The sequence below is a fragment of the Streptomyces sp. GL_140 genome (genome assembly GCF_057834465.1).
Genome location: NZ_CM174404.1, coordinates 3,508,675 through 3,523,848, shown reverse-complemented (window position 1 = coordinate 3,523,848; position 15,174 = coordinate 3,508,675). Strand labels below are relative to the sequence as shown.

Below are 15,174 nucleotides of genomic sequence, written 5' to 3'. Positions count from 1 at the left end.
CGACCTCCACGGAGGCGGCCGGCGGCAGCGCTATTGCGGCCGGGGGAAGAGGATGACCGGCTTGATCATGCCCGGCTCCCCGGCGGCGAGCCGGGCGAAGGCCTCCCCGACACGGTGGAAGGGGAATTCGTGGGTGGTGATCACCGTCGGGTCCACCAGCCCGTCCTCGATCAGGTGCAGCGCCCGCGCCAGCCGCGCACCACTGCTCCGGGGCGGCCGGCAGCGGGCGTACGTGATCCTCCCGCCCTCGGCTAGGCCCTCGCGGGCCGCCGACGCGGCGGCGGGCGCGGGGCTCGCCATGATCGCGCGGTCGGCGCCGCGGCCGCCCGTCAGTTCCAGGATCCGCTCGGCGGTGTCCTCGTAGGCCGGGTCGATCACCACGTCCGCCCCGAACCGCAGGGCGAGCCGCTGCCGCTTCATCTCCGGCTCGACCGCGATGACCCGGGCGCCGCGCAGCCGGCCGGCCGCGATGGTCGCGCTGAGCCCTACGGCGCCCTGCCCGAAGACGACGACGGTGCCTCCGGCGGGCGGCCCGGCCTCTTCGGCGGCGGCGAAGCCGGTGGGGAGCGCGCCGGCCGCGTAGAGGGCCTGGTGGTCGGTGACGGTGCGGGGGAGCGGGACCAGTCCGGCTCCGGCCGCCGGGGCGCGGAAGAACTCGGCGAGCCTGCCGTGGCCCTCCACGCCGACGCGCCGGTCGACGAAGGAGGGGCAGACCCCGGGGCCCACCGCCGCGACGACGCCGACGGCCTCGTGGCCGAGCCCGATGGGGGCCGCGGCGGCGGTGTGCCCGTCCCAGGCGCAGATGAGTGCGGCCGTGGTGCGCACGAGGACCTCGCCCGGCCCCGGCTCGGGGACGGGCCGCTCGACGACGGCGGGTGGTACGCCGGTCCGGGGCAGCGCGAAGGCCTTCAAGGGGTCTCCTGTACTTCGTGACGCGGCTGGTCCTGCAAGCTTCACCGGACGACCGCGGTCCCGCGGGGGGCCGTAGGTCGCGAGACGCCGGGCCGAGCGACTCGAACTGACGCCGCTTCGGTCCCGGGGCGCCCCTTTGCGGCGGGACGCCCTGTCACAGAGCGGCGGGGCGCCCCGTCACGGGCGGGTGACCCGGACCTGGTAGCCGCCGTTGCGCAGTTCGCCGACGACGGAGATGCTGATGCCCGCCTTCTCGTCGTTGAAGGTCTCGCCCGGCTTGAACGGCGCGTCGGAGAGTTCCGCGTGGACGTTGGGCCGCCGGGTGCAGCCGCCGCTGGCGGCGGCGCTGTCGGAGACGGTGACCGGTCCGCGGCCGGTGTCCACCTCGGAGTCGACCTTGTATATGAGGACGCCGGGCTTGCAGACGGCCTCGTCGTTCCCGGCCCGGGTGCGCACCTCCACCGCGTAGCCCGCGCTGTCCGAGACGGGGACGAACGCCAGCTTGGTGCCGCCCTCGGTGGCGAGCGGGGACAGTATGTGGTCGCTGACCCCGGACTTCCCGGCGCAGCTGATCTGGGAGCTGTCGAGCCAGCCCAGCTTCCACTTGTGCCAGCCGAGCAGGTCGTTGTTGGCGCCCCAGTCCTCGCTCATGACGTCCCAGTGCCCGACGGTGCCCCCGCCGTCGGCGGTGTACAGGTCGGGCAGGCCGAAGACGTGCCCGTTCTCGTGGGGGAGCACGCGGTAGCCCGTCTCGCGGAAGGAGCCGGAGCCGTCGTCCTGGCGGCTGTAGATGAAGGAGGTGTTGGCGAGCGGAACGCCGTCGGCCATCGGGGCCTCGCTGTTGCCCGAGAAGGTGACGGAGAGGACGGTGTCGAGGGCGGAGGGCCCGGCGTTCGGCGTGACCAGAATGTTGATCAAGTCATACTTGGAGAAATCGACCTCGGCGTCGGCGGCCTTCACTATGTGTTCGACGAGCTGGCGGTAGCCGGACTCGTACGCGGACCCGCGCTCTATCCCGTACGACGCGAACGGCATCGGCATCCGCAGCCAGTTCCGGATCGGAGCCTCGGCCCGGTAGGTGAGCCGCCCGTAGGAGCTGGTGCGGAACCAGTCCGAGGTCTGCGGGAAGAATTCCGCCAGCCGGTCCACGGCCGCACCCTCGCCCTTGGCGTCGGGGAAGTCGATCATCAGGTTCAGCGCCCGGACCTCGCCGGTCGAGCGCGCGTAGCCGGGCGGGGTCGGCAGCCCCTCGGACATCTGGACACCCATCGCACCGGCGATCCGGCAGGGCGCGAGCGCCGACTCGACGCTCGTCGCGGCCACCGGGCCGGCGGCGGAGTTGCCGCGGTTGGCTATGCCGGTGCTGGCGGTCGCCGTGACCCCGAGGGCCAGCGCGGTGATGCCGATGTAGACGCCGGCTCGGTTCGGCTTGCGTATCCGGTGGCGCGTCTGCGGCATGGCGATCGGCCTTCGGGTCCGCGGCAGCCGGCCGGGTCCGGTCTGCGCTCTGTTCGATCACCCTCCGACGGCTGGGGCGTACTCGCGCGTCGGAAGAGGCCAAACGGGAGTGATGGGCCTGGGGTGATGTGACTCAGGTCACACTGGAGAGTGAAATAACCGGGGACGTTCTCCCCGTTTGAACGAGAGTCCCCACGAACCGGGGAGCTGCTCCCCGTTTCGAGCAGGCTTACGCGTCACCGTGCCGAGGAGGCCCCGGATGAAGAGCCCCGCCACCACCGCTCCGGCGGCCCTGCCCGTGCCGGGACCGGAGGCGGCTCTGGACCTCTCGGCACCCGTGTCCTGCGGGGGGTCCCCGGCGCTCCCCGCGCACCCGGTCCCGCGGCCGCGCGCCGATGCGGTCCGCAACCGGGAGCGCATCCTGGCCGCCGCGCGCGAGGTGCTCGTGGAATTCGGCCCGACCGCCCCCCTCGACGAGATCGCCCGCCGGGCCGGCGTCGGCAATGCCACGCTCTACCGGCACTTCCCCGACCGGCCCGCGCTCATCCACCACGTCGTGGTCTTCGTGATGGACCGGGTCACGGAGCTGGCCAACGATTCGCTGGCCGAGGAGCCGGACGCCTTCGCCGCGCTCTGCCGCTTCACGCACGGGGCGGCGGACGAGCGGATCGGCGCCCTGTGCCCCATGCTCTCCAGCGACTTCGACCGGGAGCACCCCGAACTGCTCGCCTCCCGCAGTGCTTTGGAGGAGGCGGTGGAAACCCTGATGGCCGTCGGCCAGTCCACCGGGCTGCTGCGCGCCGACATAGGCGTGGGCGATCTGATGATCGCACTGTCCCAGCTCAGCCGCCCCCTGCCCGGCACCGCCTGCTTCGACACGGACGTCTTCGTCCACCGTCATCTGCAGCTGTTCCTGGACGGGTTGAGGGCCCCGGCCCGCTCCGTCCTGCCGGGTACCGCGACCACGCTGGCCGACCTGAGGCGGAAAACCATGTGACGCCCCGGGTCGCACCCGCTAGCGTCGAAAACCCGGCTCAAAGCCGCACAGACTTCGCTTCCTTCTTGATTTAAATACATTTCAGGCTTTTTCAGTCATCTCGTACCACGAAGTGGGTATCCCCATGTCAAAAACAGCCGCGAATCCGCCGCTGGCTGGCGCTGCCGACCCCAGTCGCTGGAAGGCCCTGGTCTTCATCGCCCTGGCGCAGCTGATGGTCGTCCTCGACGCCACCATCGTGAACATCGCCCTGCCGTCCGCCCAGGCCGACCTCGGCATCTCGGACGGCAACCGCCAGTGGGTCATCACCGCGTACGCGCTGGCCTTCGGCGGACTGCTCCTCTTCGGCGGCCGCATCGCCGACAAGTGGGGCCGCAAGAACGCCTTCATCGTCGGCCTGATCGGTTTCGCCCTGGCCTCCGCGCTGGGCGGCGCCGCCCAGGGTGAGGCCATGATGCTCGGCGCCCGCGCCCTGCAGGGTGCCTTCGGCGCGCTGCTCGCGCCCGCCGCGCTCTCGCTGCTGGCCGTCATGTTCACCGACGCCAAGGAGCGGGCCAAGGCCTTCGGCATCTACGGTGCGATCGCCGGTGGCGGTGGCGCCGTGGGTCTGATCCTCGGCGGGTTCCTCACCGAATACCTCAACTGGCGCTGGACGTTCTTCGTCAACATCCCGTTCGCGATCATCGCCGCCGTCGGCGCCTGGATGATCATTCGCGAGCCGGCCGGCGGCCGCAACCGCGCGCCGCTCGACATCCCCGGCGTGGTCCTGTCCACGACCGGCCTGGTCGCCCTGGTCTACGGGTTCACCCGCGCCGAGTCGGCCGGCTGGTCGGACGGCCTGACCGTCGGCATGTTCATCGCCTCGGTGGTGCTGCTCGCCTCGTTCGTCTTCGTCGAGTCCCGTACGGCCTCCCCGCTGCTGCCGCTGCGCGTCCTGCTGGAGCGCAACCGCGGCGGTGTCTACCTCTCGCTGGGCCTCGCCGTCATCTCGATGTTCGGCCTGTTCCTCTTCCTCACCTACTACCTCCAGGTCGTGAAGGGCTTCTCGCCCGTCAAGACCGGCTTCGCCTTCCTCCCGATGATCGCGGGCATGATCACCGGCTCCACGCAGATCGGCGCCCGCCTGATGACGCGGGTTCCCCCGCGCCTGCTGATGGGTCCCGGCTTCATGGTCGCCGCCGCCGGCATGCTGCTGCTGACGCAGCTGGAGGTCGGCTCCTCCTACCCGGCGCTGATCCTGCCGGCGCAGCTGCTGCTGGGTCTCGGCATGGGTACGGCGTTCATGCCCGCCATGTCCCTGGCCACGTACGGGGTCAACCCGGCCGACGCGGGTGTCGCCTCCGCGATGGTCAACACCTCGCAGCAGGTGGGCGGCGCGATCGGCACCGCCCTGCTGAACACGATCGCCGCCTCGGCGACGACTGCGTACCTGACCGACCACGCGGCCGAGGCCGCGGCGGGCGGTCCGGCGGCGAAGCTGATCCAGGCCCAGGCCATGGTCGAGGGCTACGCCTCGGCGATCTGGTGGGCGGTCGGCATCCTGGTCGCCAGCTCCCTCATCGCCCTGACCTTGATCACCACGGGCCGTCCCGGCGCGGGTGGCCCGGTCGCCAAGGGCGAGGGCGCGGAAGCCGACGTACCGGTTCCGGTGATCGCCCACTGACCCGCGGGGCCCCGGCTCCGGGGTAGCGGGAATGACTGACGACCCCGCATTGTTCAAATTTGAACGATGCGGGGTTAGTCTTTGTGTGGCGGCCCGCCGTGACGATCCAGGAGCCCCTGATGACGACCTCTGAACCCCGGACCCCCGCACCCGGTGCCTCCGGTGGATCCACGGCCCGGATGCCCGCGCTCTACCTGAGCCACGGAGCCCCGCCCCTGGCCGACGACCCGGTCTGGCCCGGTGAACTGGCCGCCTGGTCCGCCACCCTGCCCCGCCCCCGTGCCGTCCTGATGGTCTCCGCGCACTGGGAAGAGGCCCCGCTCGCCCTCGGCGCCACGCGGCAGGTCCCGCTGGTCCACGACTTCTGGGGCTTCCCCGAGCACTACTACCGGGTCCGCTACGAGGCTCCGGGCGCCCCCGAGCTGGCAGCGGCCGTGCGGGGGCTGCTGAAGGCCCCGGGCACCCCGGTCCAGGACATCCCCGACCGGGGGCTCGACCACGGCGCGTACGTCCCGCTCGTGGAGATGTTCCCGGAGGCCGACGTCCCGGTCCTCCAGATATCCATGCCGACGCTGGACCCCCGCCGCCTGATGGAGATCGGCCGCAGGCTCGCGCCGCTGCGCGACGAAGGGGTCCTGATCGTGGGCAGCGGCTTCTTCACCCACAACCTGGCCGCCCTGCGTCACACCGGGCCGGGCGTGCCCGCCTGGTCGGCGGAGTTCGACGACTGGGGCCGCGAAGCGCTGGCCGGCGCCGACGTCGACGCCCTGCTCGACTTCGAGACCAAGTCCCCGGCCGGCCGCCTGGCGCACCCGCGCACGGAGCACTTCGCGCCGCTGTTCGTCACCCTGGGGGCCGCGGAATCCGAGCTGGCCACGGCCGCCACCCCGGTGGAGGGCTTCTGGATGGGCCTCTCGAAGCGGTCTCTGCAATTTGGTTAGGGGGGCTACGGGGCCTGCGGAGCCCGGGGACGCGGACGCGGGTCGGCTGTGGTGCCCGAGCGGATCGGCGTACGCGCCCGAGTCGGTGGTCCTTGCCGTCCGCGACGGCCTCGACGGCCCCCCGGCCTACCTCCCGGCCCCGCGCCCGGCGGCCGAAGCCCTGGCCGGGCTGGAGCCCGGGGTCGAACCGCGCCGCCTGCTGCGCCTGGCCTCCCACTGCGTCCCGCACTGCCTCAACCGCGAGGCCGACACCTGCACCCTGGCCACCCGCCTGACCTCGCCCCCGCCGCAGGTCGCCGCGGTCCCCGCCTGCCACCTGCGCCCGTCCTGCAAATGGTGGACCCAGTCGGGCCCACCCGCCTGCCACGCCTGCCCCCAGGTCGCTACCCGCCACCCCGCCCCGGCCCGGTGACGTCCTCCCCGATGGCGAAGCCCTTGGCGGGACCGGTCGGGATGGTGACGGTGGTGCCGTAGGCCGTCCGGACCTCGTCGTCGTAGACGGCCTGATCCGTATCGGGGGCGGTGAGCACGGTCACGATGCCGTGGTCGTCGTAGTCGTCGATCAGGATGTAGACCGGGATTCCGGCGCGGGCGTACGCCCGCCGCTTGCGGACCCGGTCACGGGAGGTGCTCTTGTGACCGGGGGAGACGACCTCGACGACAAGCTCTACGGCCGAGGCCTTGACGCCGATGCCGTCGTCGGTGACGTGCTCCGGGGTGGCCTTCGGCGTTACGAACACGTCCGGAATCCAGACATTGCGACCATGGATGACGTTCATGTCCTGCCGGGCTACGTACCCGCTCCCAGCTAGGAAGACCACAAGGCTGTCACGCAGCTCGTTCGCGGTCTCGCCGTGTGAATGGCGACCGGTCGGCGACACTTCGATGGACCCCTCGATGATCTCGGCACGGAAGCCCTCGGGGAGTCGCTCGACTGCAGCTTGCCATGCGAGCCACAGGGCCTCGTCCAGATCGGAATCGGGTGTGTCGGCCTCTGTGGCCTCGTGGGCGAGAGCGGTCATGGGTGCAGCACCTCCTCCTCAAGTGTGGGCGTCACCGACCAGGTGGCACAAGCGACGCTCCGACGCTAAGCGGCGCGGCCCATGCCGCGGGGATATGCCTCAGCTTCACCCGGACGGGTGGCCGCCGGGCGTCGCGAATGCCCTAGTCGTGACGAATCCGGCGGTTCGATCGCCAGTTCAGGCAACCAGAAGTCGGCTCGGGCCGTCTTCATGGTGGGAGTGCAGCCATGGGCGGCGCTGTTCCGGAGTGAAAGCGGCCGTGCCGAATGTGACGGCGGTCTCACGGACGTAGTCGTCGCACCGGTCCGAGAGGTCCTCCGGATCGGCCTTGATTCCGGGCCTGACCTGCACCTCTTCGAGCTCTGACGGCATCGCGGATCCTCACGGATCGGTTGGTGGCGGCGCAGGATACTGCAAGATCTCGAAAACGAGGAGGCGGTGTGGGAATTCTGTCCCGATTCCAGTCGTTGTTTCCTTCGGAAGCGGGCACTCGGGAGAGTGTCCAGGCAGCCGCACCACCGCGACAGAACTCATCGCAAGGGAGCACGCATGGCAACCCGCGCCGTCGCCCGTCGTCAGTCCACGAGCAGCGCTCGCGCAGTGGGCGGGGAGATCGCCGACCGCGACCTGGTCGGCATGTACCTCGACGAGATAGCGCGCACCCCGCTGCTCGACGCCGCCAAGGAAGTCGAGCTCTCGCAGATCATCGAGGCGGGCGTGTACGCCCAGCAGATCCTCGACGGAGCGATTGAGCGCAAGGGCCGTACGCCCTCCCGGGAAGAGCTGGAAGCACTGGCCGCCGAAGGTGAGCGCGCCAAGGAAGTCTTCATCCGCTCCAACCTCCGCCTGGTCGTCGCCGTCGCCCGCCGCTACCCGCGCAGCGGCCTGCCGCTCCTCGACCTCATCCAGGAGGGCAACGCCGGCCTGGTGCGCGCGGTCGAGAAGTTCGACTACGCCAAGGGCTTCAAGTTCTCCACGTACGCCACGTGGTGGATCCGCCAGGCCATCACCCGCTCGATCGCCGACCAGTCCCGCACCATCCGGCTCCCCGTCCACCTGGTGGAGGAGCTCGGCCGGATCCGCCGGGTGCAGCGCGAGTTCAACCGCGAGAAGGGCCGGGACCCGGAGCACGCGGAGATCGCCGCCGAGCTGGACTCGACGGAGAAGCGCGTGGGCGACGTCCTGGACTGGGCGCGCGACCCGGTCAGCCTGAACATGTCGGTGGACGAAGACGGCGACACGCAGTTCGGCGACCTGCTGGAAGACACCTCGGCCATCTCCCCCGAGCAGTCGGTCATGTCCTTGCTGCGCAGCGAGGAGCTGGAGGACCTGCTGGGGAAGCTCGACCAGAGAACCGCCTCGATCATCAAGATGCGTTACGGCATCGAGGACGGCCGGGAGCGTACCCTGACAGAGGTGGGCAAGCAGCACGGCCTGACGCGTGAGCGGATCCGCCAGATCGAGAAGCACGCCCTGCTGGAACTCAAGCGGATGGCGCGCGACACCGGCTTCGACGCGGTGGCCTGACCGGCCCCCGACGCAGCCCCGCATACGAGCCCCCGGCGCCTATCCCCCCCAGGCGCCGGGGGCTCCCTCGTGCCGCAGGGCACCCGCTACGGGCCCGCCGCCCCCGTCAGCCGCGCACCCAGCACCCGCGCCGCCTCCGCCAGGACCGCCGGCCCGTGCACGGTGAACGCCACCCCCGTCAGCGCCAGCCGCGCCGCCAGCCACTCGGGAGCATCCGAGGACTCGAACCGTATCCGCACCCCGGCCCCGGGCTCCGTCCTCGGGCCGGACGGCACCGCGTGCTCCCGCAGCCATTCCGGCAGCGCCTCGTGGGGCTCGGCGAAGGTGACGTCCACCCGGTGGGTCTCCCGGCCGCGCAGGCCCCGGCGGACGAACTCCGCCGCGTCCATCGGAAGCTCCCGCCCCGTGAACCTCGTCCCGGTCCCGGTCGGCTCCCCGACCCGGTCCACCCGGAAGGTCCGCCAGTCCTCGCGCTCCATGTCGTACGCCACGAGGTACCAGCGGCTCCCAGTGCTGACCAGCCGGTACGGCTCGACCAGCCGGCGCGAGGCCGCACCGTCCCGCGCCCGGTAGGCGAACCGCAGCCGTTCCGGACCCGCCACCGCCGACGCGATCGCCGTCAGCGTCCGGGGGTCCACGCTCGCGCCGTCCCCCCGGGTCACGGCGACCGTCGCCGACTGCAGCGCGCTCACCCGGTGCCGAAGCCGCCCCGGCAGGACTTGTTCCAGCTTCGCGAGGGCCCGTACGGACGCCTCCTCCACGCCCTCGATCGCATGCCCGGCCCCCGCCCGCAGGCCCACCGCGATCGCCACCGCCTCCTCGTCGTCCAGCAGCAGCGGAGGCATCGCGGCTCCCGCGACCAGGCGGTAGCCGCCCTCCGCGCCGAGCGTGGCCTCCACCGGGTATCCCAGTTCCCGCAGCCGGTCGATGTCGCGCCGGATGGTGCGGGCGCTCACCCGCAGCCGCTGCGCCAGCTCGCTCCCCGGCCACTCGCGCGGGGTCTGGAGGAGGGAGAGCAGGCTGAGCAGCCGGGCCGGGGTGTCGGTCATGGATTCAAGGTTGCCAGCCAAATAGGACACCAACTGACCTAGATGCCGTCTAAGTTTGTACTCATGAGCACCGAGACGACCCAGTCATCGCCCGAAGGAAAGAACGGGCCCGCACAAGAAGAGCGGACCGACACCCCCGCAGAGACCAGCTCTCCCGCCGACCGCCGCCGCTGGCTGGCGCTCGCCATCGTGATGACCGCGTCCTTCATGGACCTGGTCGACGTCACGATCGTCAACATCGCGATACCCAGCATGCGCCAGGACTTCGGCGCCTCGACCAGCGCGATCCAGTGGATCACCGCGGGCTACGCGCTCGCCTTCGCCGCCGGCCTGATCACGGGCGGCCGTCTCGGTGACATCTACGGCCGCAAGCGCCTCTTCCTCGTCGGCGTCGCCGGCTTCACCATCGCCTCGCTGCTCTGCGGCATCGCGGCCGACCCCGCGATGCTCGTCGCCTCCCGCCTCCTCCAGGGCGGCATGGCGGCCATGATGGTCCCGCAGGTGCTCGCGATCATCCACGTCACCTTCCCGCCGCACGAGCGCGGCAAGGTCTTCGGCATGTTCGGTGCGATCGTCGGCCTCGGCGCGGTCTCGGGTCCGATGCTCGGCGCGCTGCTCACCGAGTGGAACCTCTTCGGCCTCGAATGGCGCACGATCTTCCTGATCAACCTGCCCGTCGGCATCGCGGCCGTGATCCTGGGCCGCAAGTTCATCTCCGAGTCCAAGGCCCCCAAGGCCCTGCGACTGGACCTGGTCGGTGTCGTGCTCGCCACCCTCGCCCTGGTGATGCTGATCTTCCCGCTCACCAACGGTCGCGAGAACGACTGGCCCGTGTGGGGCTTCGTGAGCATGATCGCCTCGCCCGTGGTCTTCGCCGTCTTCATCGCCTACGAGAAGCACAAGATCCGCAAGGACGGTTCCCCGCTCGTCGAGCTCTCCCTCTTCGAGATCAAGAGCTTCGCCGGCGGCATCACGGTCCAGCTGGCCTTCGGCCTGGCGACCGGCATCTTCTTCCTGGTCTGGACGCTGTACATGCAGATGGGCCTCGGCTGGACGCCGCTGCACGCCGGCAGTACCGGCATCCCCTTTTCCATCGCCGTCTCCGTCGCCGCCGGCCTCTCGGTCGAGAAGCTCGTCCCGCGCTTCGGCCGCAAGGTGCTCCAGGCCGGTGCGCTGGTCATGGCCGCGGGCGTACTCCTCTACATCTGGGAGGCCCAGCGCTACGGCATGGAGATCGTCTCCTGGCAGATGGCCGCCCCGCTGGTGGTCATGGGCGTCGGCATGGGTCTGATCGTCGCCCCGCTGAACGACACCATCCTGTCCGAGGTGCCGCGCGAGCACGCCGGTTCGGCGTCCGGCCTGATCAACACCACCGGCCAGATGGGCAACGCACTGGGCCTGGCCCTCACCTCCGTGGTCTTCTTCGGGCTGATCGACGACGACATGGTCCTCGGGCTGCCGTACGTCGAGGCCTTCCACAGCGCGCTGTGGTGGGTCGTGGCCGTCCTGGTCGTGATCTTCGCCGTGATGTTCGTGCTGCCGCGCAGGGCGATCCCGATCGATGAGCGCGAGGGCGGCCGGGCGCACAACGCGGAGTCCGCCGGCGGGTCCCCGGAGCGGGCCCCGGTCGGGTAGTCGATCCTCCGCGCTCCTGACGGGCATGTCCGCTTCTGTTGGCGGACATGCCCGTTTGTTTTGTTTCTGGGCCGAAACGGGCGTACGGTGGGGGGCAATCCACAGAGTCGGGCATTGAACGGATCTGAAACCACATGTACGCACCGGAGCGCCAGCAGGAGATCCTCCGCCTCGCCCGCGAGGCGGGCCGGGTCGACGTCCTGTCCCTGGCCGACCAGTTCCAGGTCACCGCCGAGACCGTGCGCCGCGACCTCAAGGCCCTGGACCGGGCCGGGCTCGTCCGCCGGGTGCACGGCGGTGCCATACCGGCCGGACGCCTCGACTTCGAGCCGGACCTCACCGAGCGCGAGGCCACCGCCGCCGACGAGAAGGACCGCATCGCGGCCGCCGCCCTCGCCGAACTCCCCGACGGCGGCAGCATCGTCCTCGACGCGGGCAGCACCGTGGCCCGCCTCGCGGCCGCGATCCCGGTGGACACCGCCCTCACCGTCGTCACCCACGCCCTGCCCGTCGCCGCCCGGCTCGCCGACCACACCGGCATCGACCTCCACCTCGTCGGAGGCCGGGTCCGCCACCGCACCCGGGCCGCCGTCGACGCCTGGGCGCTGCGCGCGTACGCCGAGATCCGCGCCGACGTCCTCTTCCTCGCGACCAACGGATTCAGCGCCGAGGGCGGTCTGACCACCCCCGACCTCGCCGAGGCCGCCGTCAAGCGGGCCGCGATCGCCGCCGCCCGCCGGGTCGTGCTCCTCGCCGACTCCGCGAAGGCCGGCCAGGAGCACTTCGCCCGCTTCGGCACCTTCTCGGACGTGGACCTCCTCATCACGGACCCGGGGCTCGACCCCGCTCAGAAGGCGGCGATCGAGGCCGCCGGTACGGAAGTTGTGCTCGTATGATCCTCACCGTCACCCCCAACCCCTCCCTCGACCGGACCTACGAGGTCCCCTCGCTCGACCGCGGTGAGGTACTGCGCGCCACCGGCGACCGGGTCGACCCCGGGGGCAAGGGGGTCAACGTCTCCCGGGCGGTGGCCGCCGCGGGCGTCCGTACGACGGCGGTCCTGCCCCTCGGCGGTGCGCCGGGCTCGCTGATCGCCGAACTCCTCGCCGCCCAGGGCGTGGACGTCACGGCGGTCTCCGTCGCCGGCCAGACCCGTTCCAACATCTCGCTCGCCGAACCGGACGGCACCCTCACCAAGATCAACGCGGCCGGCCCGGAACTGACCCCCGAGGAATCGGCGCTCCTCCTGGAGACGGTCCGCACCTGCTCGGGCGGCGCCGCCTGGATCGCCTGCTGCGGCAGCCTCCCGCGCGGCCTGCGGCCCGAGTGGTACGCCGAACTCGTCGCCCGCGCCCACGAAGCGGGCGCCCGGATCGCCCTGGACACCTCCGGCCCGGCGCTGCTCGCGGCGCTGCCGGCCCGCCCGGACGTGATCAAGCCGAACGCCTCGGAACTCGCGGCGGCGGTGGGGCGGCCCCTGGCCACCCTCGGCGACGTGCTCAAGGCCGCGGAGGAACTGCGCGAGCTGGGCGCGGGCGCGGTCCTGGCCTCCCTCGGCGCGGACGGCCAGCTCCTGGTCTGCGCGGAGGGCGCGTACTACGGCACGGCGGCCGTCTCCTCGGTCCGCAGCAACGTCGGCGCGGGCGACGCCTCCCTCGCCGGCTTCCTGATCGCGGGAGGTACGGGGCCCGAGGCCCTCGCCTCCGCCCTGGCCCACGGCGCGGCCGCGGTCCAGCTCCCCGGCAGCGCGATGCCGGCCCCCTCGGATCTGCGGCCCGAAGCGGTCCGCATCACCCAGGACCTGCCCCTGGACCTCCCTCTGTCCGAAATGAGCGATGAGCGATGAGCGAGATGATGCAGTGCCCTCTGCTGGCCGAACTGGTCGACCTCGATCTGTCCGCCGATTCCAAGGAGGGGGCGGCACGTGCCCTCGCCGAACGGATGGTGACCCTCGGCCGGGTCACGGACCTGGACGGCTTCCTGGCGGACGTCGCGGCGCGTGAGGCCCAGATGCCGACCGGCCTGGAGGGCGGGATAGGCATCCCGCACTGCCGCAGCGCCCATGTCTCGGCCCCCACCCTGGCCTTCGGCCGGGCCCCCGCCGGGGTGGACTTCGGCGCCCCGGACGGCCCGGCGGACCTGATCTTCCTGATCGCGGCCCCCGCGGGCGCGGACGACGCCCACCTGTCGATCCTGTCCTCCCTGGCCCGCCGCCTGATGCGGGCCGACTTCGTCGAAGCCCTGCGTTCTGTTGAAACCCCGGCCGAGGCCGCCGCCCTCGTCGCGGGCGAGCCCAAGGCTGCTGCCGCAGCACCTCATGCCGGGTCCGAGGCCGCTGCGCGGGGCTCTTCCCCCACCCCGCCCCTTCCCGAAACCGGGGCTGCGCCCCGGACCCCGACAGCTTCAGCCTCGTCGGCGATTGAGGCGCGGGTCCGGGCGGAGCCCGGTTCGGGAAGGGGCGGGGTGGGGGACAGCCCCGCAGGGCAGCCGTTCCGGGTGGTCGCCGTCACCTCCTGCCCCACCGGGATCGCCCACACCTACATGGCCGCCGAGGCGCTCACGCAGGCCGCGCAAGCCGAGGGAATCGAGCTCACGGTCGAGACCCAGGGCTCCGCAGGCTTCACCCGCCTGACGGCAGAAGCCATCGCCACCGCCGACGCCGTCGTCTTCGCCCACGACGTCCCGGTCAGGGAACGGGCCCGCTTCGCCGGGAAGCCCACCGTGGACGTCGGCGTCAAGGCGGGCATCAACCGCCCCGCCGAACTCCTGGCGGAGGCCCGCGACAAGGCCGCCCGCGGGGACGTCTCCGATCACGCGCAGACCCCCGTCGAGGCGGCCGGGGAGGAGAGCGACGGCTACGGCGCCAAGCTCCGTACCTGGCTGATGTCCGGCGTCAGCTACATGGTCCCCTTCGTGGCCGCCGGCGGGCTCCTCATCGCCCTCGCCTTCGCCATCGGCGGGTACGAGATCAACACCGCACCCTCCGTCGCCGACCACTTCGTCTGGACCGAGGCGGCCAGCTGGGCCGCGTTGCTCTTCCAGACCGGCGGTCTCGCCTTCGGCTTCCTCGTCCCCGTCCTGGCCGGCTACATCGCCTACGGCATGGCCGACCGGCCGGGCCTGGTCCCCGGATTCGTCGGCGGCGCCGTAGCCCTCACCATCAACGCCGGGTTCCTCGGCGGCCTGATCGCCGGTCTCATCGCGGGCGGCACCGTCCTCGCCGTCCAGAAGCTGAAGATCCCCACAGCCCTGCGCGGCATCATGCCCGTGGTCGTGCTGCCGCTCATCGGCTCCGCCGTCACCGGCTTCCTGATGTTCCTGGTGGTCGGCAAGCCCATCGCCTCGCTCCAGCAGGCCCTCACCGACTGGCTGTCCGGGCTCTCCGGCGCCAACGCGATCATCCTCGGCGTCATCCTCGGACTGATGATGTGCTTCGACCTCGGCGGCCCGCTCAACAAGGTCGCGTACGCCTTCGCCATCGGCGGCCTCGCCACCCCCAACGAGGGCAGCCTCAAGGTCATGGCCGCCGTGATGGCCGCCGGCATGGTGCCGCCGCTCGCGATGGCGCTGGCCACCACCGTCCGCGGCCGGCTCTTCTCCAGGACCGAGCGCGAGAACGGCAAGGCCGCCTGGTTCCTCGGGGCCTCCTTCATCAGCGAGGGCGCCATCCCGTTCGCCGCGGCCGACCCGCTGCGCGTGATCCCCGCCTCCATGGTCGGCGGCGCGGTCACCGGAGCCCTCTCGATGGCCTTCGAGTGCACCCTGCGGGCCCCGCACGGCGGCATCTTCGTGATCCCGCTGATCGGGAACCCGCTCCTCTACCTGATCGCCATCGCCGCCGGTACGGCCACCACCGCCGGTCTGGTCATCCTCCTCAAGGGCATGCGCAGGCAGGCCGAGACCGCCGACCCCGCCCCGCAGACCCCGGCCGAGGAGCCCGCGAAGGTGGCCGTAGCCGCCTAGTAGGACC

The 15,174-nt window shown here is 71.7% G+C and carries 13 protein-coding genes and 1 pseudogene; 9 read left to right on the top strand and 5 right to left on the bottom strand.

All coding sequences use genetic code 11. The features are described from left to right. Positions 1–30: 30 nt before the first annotated feature. Entirely contained in the window at positions 31–912 is an 882-nt protein-coding gene (locus tag AC3IYJ_RS16300; RefSeq protein ID WP_489402004.1) for a zinc-binding dehydrogenase, read from the bottom strand. 177 nt (positions 913–1,089) lie between these two features. After that, positions 1,090–2,370 carry a M6 family metalloprotease domain-containing protein gene (locus AC3IYJ_RS16295; protein ID WP_489402003.1) on the bottom strand — a complete coding sequence of 427 codons (1,281 nt, stop codon included), beginning with the start codon at positions 2,368–2,370 and terminating at the stop codon, positions 1,090–1,092. Positions 2,371–2,629: 259 nt separating this feature from the next. Here AC3IYJ_RS16295 and AC3IYJ_RS16290 point away from each other — a divergent pair, with 259 nt between their 5' ends. The 4 genes from AC3IYJ_RS16290 (at position 2,630) to AC3IYJ_RS16275 (ending at position 6,383) form a co-directional block, all read left to right on the top strand. After that, on the top strand, positions 2,630–3,367 hold the full coding sequence (locus AC3IYJ_RS16290; protein WP_489402002.1) for a TetR/AcrR family transcriptional regulator: 738 nt from the start codon (positions 2,630–2,632) through the stop codon (positions 3,365–3,367). A gap of 124 nt (positions 3,368–3,491) precedes the next feature. Further along, positions 3,492–5,030, top strand: a complete 1,539-nt coding sequence (locus AC3IYJ_RS16285; RefSeq protein WP_489402001.1) for an MFS transporter — start codon at positions 3,492–3,494, stop codon at positions 5,028–5,030. Positions 5,031–5,149: 119 nt separating this feature from the next. Further along, a complete protein-coding gene (locus tag AC3IYJ_RS16280) occupies positions 5,150–5,971 on the top strand; it encodes a dioxygenase family protein (RefSeq protein ID WP_489402000.1) in 822 nt (273 codons plus the stop codon). Positions 5,972–6,056: 85 nt separating this feature from the next. Then, positions 6,057–6,383: a hypothetical protein gene (locus tag AC3IYJ_RS16275; protein WP_489401999.1), complete on the top strand. Its 327-nt coding sequence runs from the start codon at positions 6,057–6,059 to the stop codon at positions 6,381–6,383. Here AC3IYJ_RS16275 and AC3IYJ_RS16270 read toward each other — a convergent pair. After that, positions 6,355–6,993 (bottom strand): Uma2 family endonuclease, encoded by a 639-nt coding sequence (locus AC3IYJ_RS16270; protein ID WP_489401998.1) that lies wholly within the window; start codon positions 6,991–6,993, stop codon positions 6,355–6,357. The two genes, AC3IYJ_RS16275 and AC3IYJ_RS16270, sit on opposite strands and share 29 nt — an antisense overlap. 180 nt (positions 6,994–7,173) lie before the next feature. Continuing rightward, positions 7,174–7,365 (bottom strand): annotated as a pseudogene (locus AC3IYJ_RS16265) (GNAT family N-acetyltransferase); the annotation flags it as partial. Between the two features lie 177 nt (positions 7,366–7,542). Between AC3IYJ_RS16265 and AC3IYJ_RS16260 the strand changes: the two are divergent. Next, on the top strand, positions 7,543–8,520 hold the full coding sequence (locus AC3IYJ_RS16260) for a sigma-70 family RNA polymerase sigma factor (RefSeq protein WP_489401997.1): 978 nt from the start codon (positions 7,543–7,545) through the stop codon (positions 8,518–8,520). An 86-nt stretch (positions 8,521–8,606) separates the two neighbouring features. Here the strand turns inward: AC3IYJ_RS16260 and AC3IYJ_RS16255 are convergent, their stop codons facing one another. After that, positions 8,607–9,569, bottom strand: coding sequence for a helix-turn-helix transcriptional regulator (locus AC3IYJ_RS16255; RefSeq protein WP_489401996.1), 963 nt, complete (start codon positions 9,567–9,569; stop codon positions 8,607–8,609). Between the two features lie 63 nt (positions 9,570–9,632). On the opposite strand from AC3IYJ_RS16255, the gene AC3IYJ_RS16250 reads away from it, so the two are divergent. The 4 genes from AC3IYJ_RS16250 (at position 9,633) to AC3IYJ_RS16235 (ending at position 15,167) form a co-directional block, all read left to right on the top strand. Next, positions 9,633–11,204, top strand: a complete 1,572-nt coding sequence (locus AC3IYJ_RS16250) for an MFS transporter (protein WP_489401995.1) — start codon at positions 9,633–9,635, stop codon at positions 11,202–11,204. 134 nt (positions 11,205–11,338) lie between these two features. After that, a complete protein-coding gene (locus tag AC3IYJ_RS16245) occupies positions 11,339–12,100 on the top strand; it encodes a DeoR/GlpR family DNA-binding transcription regulator (protein WP_489401994.1) in 762 nt (253 codons plus the stop codon). After that, entirely contained in the window at positions 12,097–13,050 is a 954-nt protein-coding gene (gene pfkB, locus AC3IYJ_RS16240; RefSeq protein ID WP_489401993.1) for a 1-phosphofructokinase, read from the top strand. Before AC3IYJ_RS16245 ends, pfkB begins: the two co-directional genes overlap by 4 nt. Next, positions 13,047–15,167 carry a PTS fructose transporter subunit IIABC gene (locus AC3IYJ_RS16235; RefSeq protein WP_489401992.1) on the top strand — a complete coding sequence of 707 codons (2,121 nt, stop codon included), beginning with the start codon at positions 13,047–13,049 and terminating at the stop codon, positions 15,165–15,167. The genes pfkB and AC3IYJ_RS16235 overlap by 4 nt, the downstream gene beginning before the upstream one ends. The last annotated feature ends 7 nt before the right edge of the window (positions 15,168–15,174 follow it).

What these genes read in the sequence shown, in the direction of transcription:
- AC3IYJ_RS16295 (WP_489402003.1), bottom strand. Translation starts at nt 2,370, where the DNA reads ATGCCGCAGACGCGCCACCGGATACGCAAGCCGAACCGAGCCGGCGTC.
- AC3IYJ_RS16290 (WP_489402002.1), top strand. Translation starts at nt 2,630, where the DNA reads ATGAAGAGCCCCGCCACCACCGCTCCGGCGGCCCTGCCCGTGCCGGGA.
- AC3IYJ_RS16285 (WP_489402001.1), top strand. Translation starts at nt 3,492, where the DNA reads ATGTCAAAAACAGCCGCGAATCCGCCGCTGGCTGGCGCTGCCGACCCC.
- AC3IYJ_RS16280 (WP_489402000.1), top strand. Translation starts at nt 5,150, where the DNA reads ATGACGACCTCTGAACCCCGGACCCCCGCACCCGGTGCCTCCGGTGGA.
- AC3IYJ_RS16270 (WP_489401998.1), bottom strand. Translation starts at nt 6,993, where the DNA reads ATGACCGCTCTCGCCCACGAGGCCACAGAGGCCGACACACCCGATTCC.
- AC3IYJ_RS16260 (WP_489401997.1), top strand. Translation starts at nt 7,543, where the DNA reads ATGGCAACCCGCGCCGTCGCCCGTCGTCAGTCCACGAGCAGCGCTCGC.
- AC3IYJ_RS16255 (WP_489401996.1), bottom strand. Translation starts at nt 9,569, where the DNA reads ATGACCGACACCCCGGCCCGGCTGCTCAGCCTGCTCTCCCTCCTCCAG.
- AC3IYJ_RS16250 (WP_489401995.1), top strand. Translation starts at nt 9,633, where the DNA reads ATGAGCACCGAGACGACCCAGTCATCGCCCGAAGGAAAGAACGGGCCC.
- AC3IYJ_RS16245 (WP_489401994.1), top strand. Translation starts at nt 11,339, where the DNA reads ATGTACGCACCGGAGCGCCAGCAGGAGATCCTCCGCCTCGCCCGCGAG.
- pfkB (WP_489401993.1), top strand. Translation starts at nt 12,097, where the DNA reads ATGATCCTCACCGTCACCCCCAACCCCTCCCTCGACCGGACCTACGAG.
- AC3IYJ_RS16235 (WP_489401992.1), top strand. Translation starts at nt 13,047, where the DNA reads ATGAGCGAGATGATGCAGTGCCCTCTGCTGGCCGAACTGGTCGACCTC.